Annotated in this window: 14 protein-coding genes; 6 read left to right on the top strand and 8 right to left on the bottom strand. The window is 67.4% G+C overall.

Annotated features, from left to right (window positions below; all coding sequences use genetic code 11):
- Positions 1-61: 61 nt before the first annotated feature.
- Positions 62-775, top strand: a complete 714-nt coding sequence (locus LI92_RS09930; protein WP_046318425.1) for a LysR substrate-binding domain-containing protein — start codon at positions 62-64, stop codon at positions 773-775.
- Positions 776-785: 10 nt separating this feature from the next.
- On the opposite strand, the gene nrdF (LI92_RS09925) is transcribed toward LI92_RS09930, so the two are convergent.
- Complete coding sequence (gene nrdF, locus LI92_RS09925; protein WP_046318453.1) at positions 786-1,751, bottom strand: class 1b ribonucleoside-diphosphate reductase subunit beta; 966 nt, start codon at positions 1,749-1,751, stop codon at positions 786-788.
- Positions 1,752-1,996: 245 nt separating this feature from the next.
- Positions 1,997-3,178, bottom strand: coding sequence for an NAD(P)/FAD-dependent oxidoreductase (locus LI92_RS09920; RefSeq protein WP_046318452.1), 1,182 nt, complete (start codon positions 3,176-3,178; stop codon positions 1,997-1,999).
- Between the two features lie 65 nt (positions 3,179-3,243).
- Between LI92_RS09920 and LI92_RS09915 the strand changes: the two genes are divergently transcribed.
- Complete coding sequence (locus LI92_RS09915; RefSeq protein WP_046318451.1) at positions 3,244-3,981, top strand: TetR/AcrR family transcriptional regulator; 738 nt, start codon at positions 3,244-3,246, stop codon at positions 3,979-3,981.
- Positions 3,982-4,142: 161 nt separating this feature from the next.
- Positions 4,143-5,117, top strand: coding sequence for a class 1b ribonucleoside-diphosphate reductase subunit beta (nrdF, locus tag LI92_RS09910; RefSeq protein ID WP_192830021.1), 975 nt, complete (start codon positions 4,143-4,145; stop codon positions 5,115-5,117).
- 75 nt (positions 5,118-5,192) lie between these two features.
- On the opposite strand, the gene LI92_RS09905 is transcribed toward nrdF (LI92_RS09910), so the two are convergent.
- Genes LI92_RS09905 through LI92_RS09895 form a run of 3 tightly spaced genes read right to left on the bottom strand, consistent with a single transcriptional unit; the run spans position 5,193 to position 7,464 of the window.
- Entirely contained in the window at positions 5,193-6,107 is a 915-nt protein-coding gene (locus tag LI92_RS09905) for an NADP-dependent oxidoreductase (RefSeq protein WP_046318424.1), read from the bottom strand.
- An 8-nt stretch (positions 6,108-6,115) separates the two neighbouring features.
- Complete coding sequence (locus LI92_RS09900; RefSeq protein ID WP_046318423.1) at positions 6,116-6,811, bottom strand: nitroreductase family protein; 696 nt, start codon at positions 6,809-6,811, stop codon at positions 6,116-6,118.
- A gap of 17 nt (positions 6,812-6,828) precedes the next feature.
- Complete coding sequence (locus LI92_RS09895) at positions 6,829-7,464, bottom strand: HD domain-containing protein (protein WP_192830022.1); 636 nt, start codon at positions 7,462-7,464, stop codon at positions 6,829-6,831.
- Between the two features lie 242 nt (positions 7,465-7,706).
- On the opposite strand from LI92_RS09895, the gene LI92_RS09890 reads away from it, so the two are divergent.
- On the top strand, positions 7,707-8,114 hold the full coding sequence (locus LI92_RS09890) for a DoxX family protein (RefSeq protein ID WP_046318421.1): 408 nt from the start codon (positions 7,707-7,709) through the stop codon (positions 8,112-8,114).
- A 5-nt stretch (positions 8,115-8,119) separates the two neighbouring features.
- Here LI92_RS09890 and LI92_RS09885 read toward each other — a convergent pair whose 3' ends face one another.
- Positions 8,120-8,794, bottom strand: coding sequence for a FadR/GntR family transcriptional regulator (locus LI92_RS09885; protein WP_046318420.1), 675 nt, complete (start codon positions 8,792-8,794; stop codon positions 8,120-8,122).
- Between the two features lie 141 nt (positions 8,795-8,935).
- On the opposite strand from LI92_RS09885, the gene LI92_RS09880 reads away from it, so the two are divergent.
- Positions 8,936-10,096, top strand: a complete 1,161-nt coding sequence (locus LI92_RS09880) for a CynX/NimT family MFS transporter (RefSeq protein WP_082109650.1) — start codon at positions 8,936-8,938, stop codon at positions 10,094-10,096.
- A 94-nt stretch (positions 10,097-10,190) separates the two neighbouring features.
- Here the strand turns inward: LI92_RS09880 and LI92_RS09875 are convergent, their stop codons facing one another.
- Positions 10,191-11,243, bottom strand: coding sequence for an NAD(P)-dependent alcohol dehydrogenase (locus LI92_RS09875; protein WP_046318416.1), 1,053 nt, complete (start codon positions 11,241-11,243; stop codon positions 10,191-10,193).
- A 138-nt stretch (positions 11,244-11,381) separates the two neighbouring features.
- Positions 11,382-12,467, bottom strand: coding sequence for an ABC transporter substrate-binding protein (locus LI92_RS09870; RefSeq protein WP_046318414.1), 1,086 nt, complete (start codon positions 12,465-12,467; stop codon positions 11,382-11,384).
- A 138-nt stretch (positions 12,468-12,605) separates the two neighbouring features.
- Here LI92_RS09870 and LI92_RS09865 point away from each other — a divergent pair.
- Positions 12,606-13,028: cbb3-type cytochrome c oxidase subunit I (locus LI92_RS09865; protein WP_192830020.1), on the top strand; the 423-nt coding region annotated here is incomplete at its 3' end.

Raw genomic sequence — 13,028 nt, 5'->3', positions numbered from 1 at the left:
CCGCCCGGCTTACCGGGCGTTGGGCCTGCTGCGGAAGTCGGCCTATCGGTAGCCTGATGCGGTGGCGCCGCTCTCTTTGACCCTGGGCTACGTCCCGGGCGGGACGCCGCAGAAATGGGCTCGGATCTGGGCGCAGCGCCATCCCGACGTTCCGCTGGTGCTGCACGCCGTTGCCGCCGCCGACGCGGTCGCGGCGGTGCGAGCGGGCACCGTGCAGGGGGCGCTGCTGCGGCCACCGGCCGACGTTTCCGGGCTGTCGGTCATCCCGCTCTACCAGGAAACCACCGTGGTGGTGGTGCCCACCGACCACGTGGTGAGCGCCTACGACACGATCACCGCCGCAGAGCTGCGCGATGAGCCCATGCTGTTACCGGCCGACGACGTGGTCGTCTGGGCTGATGCGCCCGGAGCCCGCGTCGACTACCGTCCCGAAACCACGCAAGAGGCAATGGAATTGGTGGCCGCCGGCATCGGATCCCTGATCGTTCCGCAGTCTCTGGCGCGGCTGTATCACCGCAAGGACCTCACCTACCGGCCGATCGCGGGCGCGCCCACGTGCCCGGTGGCGCTGGCTTTCCCCGAAGACCCGCATTCGGCACTGGTCGAAGACTTCGTCGGCATTGTGCGGGGCCGTCGGCCCGGTTCGTCACGCGGCGCAGCCCAGCCCGAGCCCAAGCGCACCGCGCGGCAGAAGACCCTCGCCAAGCAGGCGGCCCGGGCGGCTGCCGGCAAGCCCGCCCGCAAGTCCGGCGGGGCCGGCCGCGGTCGGCGTTGAGGCGGCCGGTTCAGAAGTCCCAGTCGTCGTCGGTGGTGGGCTGCTGTGCCCCGATGACATACGAGCTGCCGGAACCGGAGAAGAAGTCGTGGTTCTCGGCAGCCCCTGGGTCCAGGGCGGACATGATCTCGGCCGGCACCCGACAGTCATCGGCGGGGAACAGGGGGTCCAGGCCGAGGTTGGACAGCGCTTTGTTGGCGTTGTAGCGCATGTACGGCAAGACCGGCTCTGTCATACCGAGCGGGTCGTAAAGGTCTCGCGCGTAATCGATCTCGTTGTCGTAGAGCTCGGTGAGCATCGAGTAGGCGAAGTCCGCCAGCTCGGTGCGGCGCTGCGCGTCCGCGGTCTGCATGCCCTGCTGGAACTTGTAGCCCACGTAGAAACCGTGCACCGCCTCGTCGCGGATGATGAGCCGGATGATGTCGGCGGTGTTGGTCAGAATCGATCGCGACGCCCAATACAGCGGCAGATAAAAGCCGCTGTAGAACATGAACGACTCCAGCATCACCGAGCTGATCTTCTTCTTGAGCGGGTCGTCGCCCCGGTAGTAGTCGCGCACGATGCGGGCCTTGCGTTGCAGGAACACGTTTTCGCGTGACCAGGCGAAGGCTGCGGTGATCTCGGGCGTCGAGCACAAGGTGGAGAAGATCGAGCTGTAGCTCTTGGCGTGGACCGACTCCATGAACGCCATATTGGTGTAAACCGCCTCCTCGTGCGGCGTGGCGGAGTCGGCCAGCATCTCCACGCACCCGACGGTGCCCTGCATGGTGTCCAGCAGGGTGAGGCCGGTGAATACCCGAATGGTCAGGGTCTGTTGTTCGGGAGTCAGGGTGTGCCAGCTGGGCAGGTCGTTGGACAGCGGAACCTTCTCCGGCAGCCAGAAGTTCGCCGTCAGCCGGTTCCACACTTCCAGGTCGCGCTGGTCGGCGATGTCGTTCCAGTTGATCGCCTCGATCGGGTCGGCGGCCACGGCTATCCCTCCTCGGCGGCGAACCGGGGCGGGGTGCCGCCGGCGCGGGCGGCCGTGCCGCGGGCGTTGACGTCGGTCCAGTCGATCAGCGACCACAACCGGTCGCTGTAGTAGACGGGCATCGGAGTCCTCCTCGGTTCGGGCCGTCGCGCGCTCACACCGTAGCTCAAGTTCGGTTACCCGAACACTCCGATTCGGGAGTGCGTATCGGTGTGGGGCGGTGGCGATGAGGACCACGCGCTCGGCGCTTCTCAGTAGGTGTGCGCCGGGCCCTCCTGGCCCTTGTAGAGGCGGGTGAGCAGCATGTTGCGGAATCGCGCGTTGTCGAGCAACTTGAGCCCCGCCTCGGCCACCCGGGGCTTGCCGGCCAGCTTGTGAAAAAACCGGCCGCGCCGGTACTCCCGGCCCCAGGCGGCTTCCATCCGCTGGCCGTAGTTGGTGAAGTCGTCGGGTCCGCCGTTGATCAGCGCAGCGACTGCGCACTCACCGGCGGCCAGCCCCGATTCCAGCGCCTTGGAGATGCCGGCCCCCGAGGTCGGACGGCCCGCGCCCAGGGAGTCCCCGGCGAACAGCACTCCGGGCCGCCACGGAGGCCACGCCGTGAAGCCCATCGGCAGTCGCCAGGCCCGGACGGTCTTGGACTGCTTGAGCTCGGTGATTGACGGCAATTCCCATTCCCGCGGCAGCGTTTCGATGAACTCGCCCAGGAAATTGGTGGCGTTGATGGCCTGCCAGTTCTTGTAGCTGTTGACATAGCCCAAACCGATGTTGACCCGGCCGTCGCCCAGCGGGAAGACCCACCCGTAGCCGGGCAACTGGTCGCCCTGGAAGACCAGCTTCAAATAGATGTCGAGTGAATCGACGTCCGGTCGCACGGCGGGCATCTCCGCCCGGATCGCGATCGCGGAGTAGCCGTTGTAGGCCGAGTCCAACTTGAGTGCCCGCTTGATCGGAGAGTAGGCACCGTCGGCGGCGATCACCGCATCCGCCAGGATCTTCTCGCCGCCCTTGAGCAGCACGCCGGTCACGCGGCCCGTGTCGTCGAGGACCGGGCCGGTGGCCTCCGCGGACTGCCGTACCACCGCGCCGGCGGACTCGGCGTGCTTGAGCAGCAGCGTGTCCAGTTCCGGGCGACGCGCGACATGGCCGTGGTCGGGCATCCCGGGCCGGCGCGGAAACGACAGCTCCCATTCGCTGGGGCTGAAGACCTTCACCCGGTTGACGCGGTGAAATTTCGCCACCTGCTCGGCCAGCCCCATTTTCTGCAGGTAGCTGACCGCCCGCGCGGTCAGGCCGTCGCCGCACGGCTTGTCCCGCGGGAACTCGGCCTTGTCGACGACGACGACACTCGCGCCGGCCTGCCTTGCCTGCCAGGCCGCCGCTGACCCTGCTGGACCTCCGCCGACAACTGCAAGGTCGAATCGCTGCACCACAGCGGCGATGGTAGCCGACGGCCGGTCTCCCCAGGTCACAGCGGCGACGCTGTAAGGTGCTTGACGTGCGCGGAACGACTAAAACCACGGCTGCCGAAAATGGCGGGCCGAAGGTGGACGCGCGCAGTGAGCGTTGGCGCGAACACCGCAAGAAGGTGCGCAGAGAGATCGTCGACGCCGCCTTCCGCTCCATCGACCGGCTCGGGCCCGAGGTCAGTGTGCGGGAGATCGCCGCGGAAGCCGGTACCGCCAAGCCCAAGATCTACCGGCACTTCGCCGACAAGGACGATCTGTTCGAGGCGGTCGGCGCGCGGCTGCGCGATGACCTGTGGGCAGCGATTTTCGCCTCCATCGATGTCGCCACCAATTCGTTGCGTGACGTCGTTCGGCGCAGCGTCGAGGAGTACGTGACCCTGGTCGACGAGCATCCCAACGTGCTGCGGTTCTTCATCCAGGGCCGGGCGCGCGCACAGTCCGAGTCACGGGTTCGGGCCCTCAACGAAGGGCGGACCATCACCTTGGCGATGGCCGAGATGTTCAGTAACGAACTGCAGGACCTGGACCTCAACCGGGGCGCCATGGAACTGGCCGCGTTCGCGGCCTTCGGCACGGCGACCTCGGCTACCGACTGGTGGTTGGGGCCGGAGCTGGACAGCCCGCGGCGGATGCCCCGCGACACGTTCGTGGACTACCTGACGACGATCATGATCAGTGTCGTCAGCGGCACCGCCCAGAACCTCGGCATCGAGATGGACCCCGATCAGCCCATTCGCGCGGTGGCCGCAAAGGAGCAACCCGCCTGAAGCCGGCCGGTGCCGCCCAGTGCGGGATCACCTGGCAGTATTCGGCTTTCCGGGGCGGCCGATCCGACACGACGAACACAACTTCTTGTGTTGCCGTGGGTTGTCGGCCCCCAGGGGTAGTGTCGAAGGTCTAGCTTTGGTGTAGGTGAAATGGGGTTCTGGTGGGCGAACAAGTGAAGCTGATCGACCGCACTTCGGCGATCAACTGGAACCGTGTGCAAGACGAGAAGGACCTTGAGGTCTGGGACCGTTTGACCGGCAACTTCTGGTTGCCGGAAAAGGTGCCGGTCTCCAATGACCTGCCGTCCTGGGGGACTCTCACCGATCAGGAGAAGCAGCTCACGATGCGGGTCTTCACCGGCCTGACGCTGCTGGACACCATCCAGGGCACCGTCGGCGCGGTCAGTCTGATCCCCGACGCGCTGACCCCGCACGAGCAGGCGGTCTACACCAACATCGCGTTCATGGAGTCGGTGCACGCCAAGAGCTACAGCCAGATCTTCTCCACGCTGTGCTCGACCAGCGAGATCGACGAGGCGTTCCGCTGGTCGGAGGAGAACGTCAACCTGCAGCGCAAAGCCTCCATCGTGATGCAGTACTACCGCGGTGACGAGCCGCTCAAGCGCAAGGTGGCCTCCACCCTGCTGGAGAGCTTCTTGTTCTACTCCGGCTTCTACCTGCCGATGTACTGGTCGAGCCGGGGCAAGCTGACCAACACCGCCGACGTGATCCGGCTGATCATCCGCGATGAGGCCGTGCACGGCTACTTCATCGGGTACAAATATCAGCGCGGTCTGGCCCTGGTTGACGAGGCGAAGCGCCAAGAGCTCAAGGACTACACCTACGAGCTGCTCTTCGAGCTCTATGACAACGAGGTCGAGTACACCCAGGATCTCTACGACGGGGTGGGCCTGACTGAGGACGTCAAGAAGTTCTTGCGCTACAACGCCAACAAGGCGCTGATGAACCTGGGTTACGAGGCGTTGTTCCCGCGCGACGAGACCGACGTCAATCCCGCCATCCTGTCGGCGCTGAGCCCCAACGGCGACGAGAACCACGACTTCTTCTCCGGGTCGGGTTCGTCGTATGTGATCGGCAAGGCCGTCATCACCGAAGACGACGACTGGGACTTCTGAGGTTTTACCGACAGACCGGCGGCCGGACGCGGCAGGCCCGGCTCTCTCAAGACGGTGACAGCGCTGCGGGGCTTGCTACTCCGCGGCGGTTACCGTGACGATGGTCTTCCCGCGGCTAGCCCCGAAGGCCGCGGGGGCTTCGGCCAGCGAACATGTCGATCCGAGTACCGGACGCAGCCGACCGTCGCGTAGCCGGCTTTCAAGATCGACCAGCCCTGACCGGTCGGGCTCCACGACAAAAAAAATGGCGCGTGCCTGCTCGGGTTGAACGCGCGGTGGTTCCGAGACCGAGACCAGGGTCCCGCCGGGACGCACCAAAGATGCTGAGCGATCGAGTATTTCACCGCCGATCACGTCGAAGACTACGTCCACCTGACCGACATCGGACAGGCGATCGCGCTGCAGATCCACAAACGCATCGGCATCGAGGCCTTCGATGGTGTCCCGGTGTTCGGTGCGGCCGGCGCCGATCACGTAGGCGCCGGCCTCGTGGGCCAGCTGCACGGCCAGGGAGCCGACCGCGCCGGCAGCGCCGTGAATCAGTACCGACTGACCGGCGACCAGATGCCCATGGGTGAACAGCCCCTGGAGCGCGGTCAGGCCCGCTATCGGCACGGCAGCTGCGACCGTGTGGTCTGTGGCGGCCGCTAACGGTGCAAGGTTGCGGGCCTCGACGGCGACATATTCGGCCAATGTGCCGTTGCGGGCCCAGTCGGTGATTCCGAAGACCCGCTGGCCGAGAGTCAATCCTGTTGTGCCGTAACCGAGCTCAGCGACCACCCCGGAGACTTCGTGTCCGGGGATGGTGGGGGAGCGATCACGCCCGGCGCGGTCGGTCCACGTCGCCGGCCAGTCCAGCTCACCGCGGGTGAAGCCGGCCGCATGGACTTCGACGATGACGTCGTTCTCGGCGGCGTGAGGGTAGGGCACGTCGGCGAGCGCAAGCCGCGGTGGCCCCGCTGCACGTTCCGTCGCAACGATCGCCTTCATGCGAGTCCTCAACCCGCCAGGCCGTGAACGAGGTGGTTGTGCGGCCACAGTGGCTCGGCGACATCGATACCCAGCGGTTCACCCCATCGGTTGCGGGACGAAACATCCTGCACCGGGCGGCGATTGGCGGCGATACCCCACTTACCGCGGGGATAGCCCAGGGCCAGCATGGCCGACATGGTCCACCCTTCCGCAACGGGCACCCCCAACAGCTCGTTGACGCGGTCTTGGAAATTGCGGAGGACCAGCGTCATCACGCCGCCGACGCCTTCGGCACGGGCGGCCAGCAGCGCGCTCCAGATCGCCGGGTAGATGTTCGCGCCGCCGAGGTCGTCGATGGCGAAGACGAACAGCAGCAGCGGTACTTCTTCGAAATGGTCGGCCAGATAGTCCCCGGAGCTCCGAGTTCGGCGCATCGTCTCGGCGTGCTGGGTCGGATCGGCGCCCGGTGCGGGCACCGCCATCGGCCCCGTGCCGGCCATGAACTTCTGGTATTCCAGGGCGCGGCCCCGGCGGAAGAGCTGCGCCAGTTCGCGCTTGAGTTCCGGGTCGTCGACGGCCAGGAAATGCCAGCGTTGCGTGTTGCCACCGTTGGGCGCGCGCACGGCGGCATCGAGGATGCGGGCCTGCGTCTCCAGCGGAATCGGATCGGGCCGCAACCGCCGCATCATTCGGGTGGTGTACAGCGCCTCATAGATATCCACGTGCCTGCTCCTTCCAGCTAGTCCGGCCAGGGGCTGTTGATGACGGCGTCGACGAGGTCGCCGCGGGCGAAGGTCGGGTCGAAGTGAGCCAATACATCGGCGTTCATCGTTCCGAAAGTCGTTTCCGGCCGATGCTGCATGCCGTGGTAGAAGGCGGCCAGAATGCGGTTCTTGAAGTCCGGGCGCGGATGGGCGGCGACCACCGCGTCGATGTCGGCCGCAGCCAGGTCGCCTCGACCGACACCCACCACGTCGGTCTTCACTCCGGCTGCGAGCACGGCGGTTTCGGTGTCGAGCCGCTCGGTGACCTCCGGCGTCGTATGCAAAGCGATGCCCAGCCAGACCTTGTCCGCATCGGACGGATCGACACCGCGGGTCAGAAGAAACTGCCGCGCCGCGTCGGCGCCGTCGAGTTCGAAGCGCTGAGTCGAACTCCGGTAGTCCGCGGTCAGGCCCAGATCGTGAAACATCGCCGCCACGTAGAGCAGCTCGAGGTCAGGTTGTTGCCCGGACCGGCGAGCGTGCAACGCTCCGAACAGGAACACTCGTCGGGAATGGTGATAGAGCACGTCGTCTTCGACGTCGCGGATGAACGCGGTCGCCTCCCGAGCCAGCGGCGTGTCGGGCACAGCGACGTCTGCGATTCTATCGATCCCCTGGATGGCCACGGCCGGCTCCTCGGTTCCTTGGCTGCTTGACTGGTGTCCATCCTGTGCCCGGCGCTGCCCGTCTGCGTATGGCATTTGCGCCGTCGAAACCTCAGATCGAGACACGATCGGTCCGCCGGGACCCTATTCGGCCAATGACGAGCCGATCGCCCGCGCGGATGATTGCATGAACCCGTGAGGAGCGTGATCGCTGCAGCAGCCGTACCGTCCAGCCGAGGGAGTGACCGATGACCACAGACACCGACCGCACCGCACGCTCTCGGGCGTGGTACCTCGGTGCCGCCATAACGGCCCTGTTGGGGGTGTTCTTCGCCTTTGATGCCATCCCGAAAATTCTCGGCATGTCGTTTGCCCGCGAAGGCACCGAGGCACTCGGGTTCTCCCCGGACAAGACCGCGGTGATCGGCTGGGTCCTGTTGGTGTGCCTGGTCGTCTTCCTGATCCCGCGTACCGCCGTGTTGGGCGCACTCGGGCTGACTGCGTACCTGGGCGGGGCGGTCACGGTGAACCTGCATGCCGACAAGCCGCTGGCCGGGTTCGTGTTGTCCGGGGTCTACGTCGGGGTGCTGATGTGGATCGGGCTCATCGCGCGTCGGCCGGAGCTGCTGCGGGTGCTGGGGCTTCGACGCGAGTGATCGGCTTAGCGGGCCGACAGCCCATCCAGCAGCTCGTCGAGGAATCCACCGGCCTCGCGTGCGGCCCCTTCGACGTCGGCGGCGGCAATTGCCTCCAAGAGGCCGCGGTGCCGGATCCGGTCCGCCTGCACCGGTTTGGTGGTCGTCGTCGCCACGCTGGCCATCACCACCTCGGTCAGCCCGCAGTACAGCTCGGTCAACACCGGGTTGTGTGAGCAACGGACCACCGCGAGGTGGAAATCGGTGTCGGCTCGCACGAAGTCGTCGTCTCGGCCCTGTTCCTGGAGTCTGTCGCGGCGATCCAGCAGGGTGCGCAGTTCGGCGACATCCTCCTCGGTCCGGGCGGCCGCTGCCAGCCGTGCCCCCTCGACCTCCAGGCACCGCCGCACCTGCAGCACGTCGCGCAGCTCGGAGCCGCACAGCCGGCGCAGCGCGCCGGACACCTCGCTGGTGGCGCGCACGTAGGTTCCGTCGCCCTGGCGGACCTCCAGGATGCCGCTGTGGGCGAGCGCCCGGACCGCCTCCCGCACCGTATTGCGGCCCACGCCGAGCGCCTCGGCCAGCTCCGGTTCCGGGGGAATTCGCGAATCGACCGGCCATTCCCCGCTGGCCACCGAGGCACGAATCTGCCCGATCACCTGGTCCACCAGGCCGGTGCGGCGCGCAGTGATCAACGGCACAGGTTCCTCCTGTCATCCAATCATCGGATGTATGGAATCCTACGATAGGTGAACCCCGCAGTCCGCACCACGACACGCGGCCGGCACGAGCACGATCGAGAGCCCGAACTCGAGCGCGCCGCCGGCCCGCATCCGACGGCCATGGCCGCCGGCGGGGTATTGCTGACCGTGGCGGTGGTGCTGACTGCGCTGAACCTGCGCCCGGCGATCACCAGCGTGGGGCCCTTGCTGCCGGAGATGCGCGCAGCCCTGGGGGTCTCCGACACCTGGGCCGGCGTGCTGACCACCCTGCCGGGCCTGTGCTTCGCCGGCGCCGGGCTGGCCGCGCCGTGGTTGTCACGGCGGATCGGATTGGGTCGCACCATCTCGGTGGCCCTGCTGACCCTCGTTGCGGGACTGCTGATCCGGGTGTGCGACGGGTCCGCCGTCGTGCTGGGCGGCACCCTGGTGGCCACCGCCGGCATCGCCTTGATCAACGTGCTGATCCCGGTGGTCATCGCAGGATCGTTCCCGGCGCGGATCGGGTTGATGACCGGGATATACACCGCCGCACTGCAAGGCGGGGGAGCGCTGGGCTCCGCGGTGACCCCGGTGCTCGACGACGCGCTGGGTGGCTGGCGTGGCGCACTGGGGGCGTGGAGCGCGCTGGCGCTGCTGGCGCTGGCGGCCTGGCTGGTGGTGGCCGGGGGCTTCGAGCGGGCCCGTCCCCGCGACCGCGAGGCCGCGGCACGAGGCCGGTCGCTGTTGGGCAACAAACTGGCCTGGACCATCACCCTGTTCTTCGGCACCCAGTCGTTCCTCGCCTATGTGGTGATGGGCTGGCTACCCGAGGTTCTGATCGACAATGGGCTCAGCGGCGCACATGCGGGCCTGTTGCTGGGCTTGATCTCGCTGATCGCGGTGCCGATCAGCCTGGTCGTCTCGCCGCTGGCCGCCCGGGGTGAGAGCCAAAGCGGCTGGATCGTCACACTGGGCGTGCTGGGCATCACGGGCATGCTCGGACTGCTGGTGGCGCCCGGGGCCGCGCCACTGCTGTGGAGCGTGCTGGTGGGACTGGGAATGAGTGTTTTCTCCTTGGCGCTCACCGTGATTGCCCTGCGCGCCCGCGACGCTGCCGACACGGTGCGTCTGTCGGGCATGGCCCAGGGTTTCGGCTACCTGCTTGCCGGAGCCGGCCCGTTTCTGTTCGGGCTGCTGCACCAGGTGAGCGGCGGGTGGACCGTGCCGTGGCTGATGATGCTGGCGGTCTACCTGGTGCAGACCGTGGCGGGCGCACTGGCCGGCCGCAATCGCTACGTCTGAGCGGCCGAGCGGACGGCCCCCGCCGAACGTGCACTCAGACCGGGAATTACGCGAATTTTTCGGTCTGAGTACACGCTCGGCGCAAGGTTGGGCACTAGGACTGCCGGAGCGACGCCGTGTCGATGACGAAGCGGTAGCGCACGTCGGACGCCAGCACCCGCTCGTAAGCGGTGTTGATGTAGTCCGGTTCGATGACCTCGATCTCGGGTTGCACGCCGTGTTGGGCGCAGAAGTTCAGCATCTCCTGGGTCTCGGCAATGCCGCCGATCAACGACCCCGTCACGCTGCGCCGCATTCTGACCAGCGGACCCGGCGGCACCGTCAGCGCCTGCTCGGGCATGCCCAGTTCGACCAGGGTGCCGTCGAGGGTCAGCAGATTCAGGTAGGCGCCCAGGTCGAGGCTGGCCGAGACGGTGTTCAAGATGACGTCGAACCGGTTGCGCAGGTCCTTGAACGTCTGCTGGTCGCTGGTGGCGTGGTAGTGCCGCGCGCCCAATCTCAGACCGTCCTCCATCTTCTTCAGCGACTGCGACAGCACGGTGACCTCGGCTCCCATCGCGGCGCCGAGTTTAACGGCCATGTGCCCGAGCCCGCCGAGTCCGATGACGGCGATTCGCTTGCCGGGCCCCACATTCCAGTGCCGCAGCGGCGAATACGTGGTCACGCCCGCGCACAGCAGCGGGGCGGCGGCATCCAGCGGAATCTCGTCGGGGATGCTCAACACGTAGTTCTCGTCGACGACGATCGCGCCGCTGTAGCCGCCCTGCGTGGGCAGACCATCGCGGCCGACGCCGGCATAGGTGCCGATCATCCCCCCGCCGGTGCAGTACTGCTCAAGTCCGGCTTGGCAGTTGGCGCACTCGCGGCAGGAGTCGACGAAGCAGCCGACGCCGACTCGGTCGCCCACCCGGAACTTCGTGACCTCCGGCCCGACGGCGGTGACGATCCCGGCGATCTCGTGGCCCGGAACCACCGGATATTGCGGAAGGCCCCACTCGGCTTTGACGGTGTGGATGTCGGAGTGGCAGATGCCGGCGAAGGCGATGTCGAACACCACGTCGTGCGGTCCGGGATCCCGGCGGGTGATGGTGGTCCTGGTCAGCGGTGCATCCGGCGCGGTGGCGGCGTAGGCGGAAACGGTGGGCATGGCCGAAAAACCCTCTCACATGTGTGCGGGTATCGAAAAAGATAGTCTAACAAAGTTTTCTGGGCACGCCGGGGTGAGTCCGGTCACCGCCCGCCCGGGCCGCGGGGGACATCCTGGTGCTCCCCGCCGCAGCGGCTTCTAGTTGATCGGCGCATTCAGCCAACGCAGGTCCTCGACCACGCCACGCGCGGCGATCGGTCCCTGCCCGGTCTGCCACACCTCGTTGTTGACCACGAACACCCGGCTGTCGCGGGTGGCGCCCAGCCGCCGCCAGGCGACGCTGTCGAAGACCGTGGCGGCGCGGGCCTTGGCGGCCGGTGAGGTGAACGACACGTAGACGATGTCGCCGTCGGCCGCGGAGAAGTCCGCCCGGCCGGCCAGATCGTCCTCGCCGGCGGCCAGGTCGAGGTAGGGGCGGTCGGTGAACCGCTGCAGCGGCGGCCGATCCACTCCGACGGCCTTGAGCACGCTGGCGGCGAAACCCGACGCCCCGTAGACCCGCACGCTGTCGTCGGTGAGCGCAACCACCGAGACCTGGAAGTGGTTCGCGTCGCTGGCCTCGCGCGTCTCGGCGGCGTCTGCGCCGAACCGCTCGAGCACTTCCTCGGCGGCGCCGGCGCGCGCGGTCGCGGCGCCGACACCGCGGACATCGTCCTCCCAGGCCGCGCCCGGAGCCCCGGTGAACACGGTGGGGGCGATGGCGGCGAGTTCGGCGTAGCCGGGCGTGCGGCCCTCAGCGCCCAGGATCAGATCCGGGCGCAGGGCGGCGATCGCGTCGGTGTCCGGCTTGCTCTCCGAGCCCACCGCCGGCACGGCGTGCAGCAGTGCGCCCAAATAGGACGGCTGGCCGTCGGCGCCGTCCGCAACGGCCGCGCCGACGACCCGGGACTGCAGACCCAGCGCGCACAGCGTGTCGAGCTGGCCCCCGGCGAGCACCACGATGCGCTCCGCGTCCTCGGGAACTTCGACGTTGGACGGTTCCACCCCGGCCGCGTTGTGGACCCAGCGCATGGACGGCCCGGGGTCGGGGCGGGCCGGATCTGGCGCGCAGGCCTCGTCGGGACGGCGATCGTTGCCGAGCACGCCGGCCCCGGCGACCATTGTGGTGGTGGTCGCCGTCGAGCTCGGGGAGGTTTGCGCCCCGTCGCCTCCGCAGCCGGCGGCCGTGAGCAAGGTCACGATAAGTGCTGATGCGGACGTCGCCCGCCGGTCCACCCTGGTCACGCGGTGACGTTAACACCCAGGGCGCGGCGCCCCCAGGGCAGACGAATACGACAGTTTGTAGGAGGCCTATACCGGCCCGATGGCGACCGGGGTTAGGATTCGAGCAAGTTTCCCGGGTTGCCCATGTTTGGAGGAATCTTGACCGCCGAAGCACCCCCGCGCGCAGAACTCGAGGCCAGTCGGCCCTTCCCTGCGCGGATGGGCCCCAAGGGCAGTCTGATCTACAAGCTGATCACCACCACCGATCACAAGCTGATCGGCATCATGTACTGCGTCGCCTGCATGGCCTTCTTCTTCATCGGCGGCCTGCTCGCGTTGCTGATGCGTACCGAGTTGGCGGTGCCGGGCCTGCAGTTCCTGTCCAACGAGCAGTTCAACCAGCTGTTCACCATGCACGGCACGGTGATGCTGCTGTTCTACGCCACCCCGATCGTGTTCGGGTTCGCCAACCTGGTCCTGCCGCTGCAGATCGGTGCGCCGGACGTGGCCTTCCCGCGTCTGAACGCGTTCTCGTTCTGGCTGTTCCTGTTCGGCGCGACCATCGCCCTGGCCGGCTTCATC

The sequence above is a fragment of the Mycobacterium sp. UM_Kg1 genome, assembly GCF_000972925.1.
Taxonomy (GTDB): domain Bacteria; phylum Actinomycetota; class Actinomycetes; order Mycobacteriales; family Mycobacteriaceae; genus Mycobacterium; species Mycobacterium hiberniae.
The sequence above is the reverse complement of the archived record's forward strand: the minus strand, read 5'-3'. Positions and strand labels throughout refer to the sequence as shown.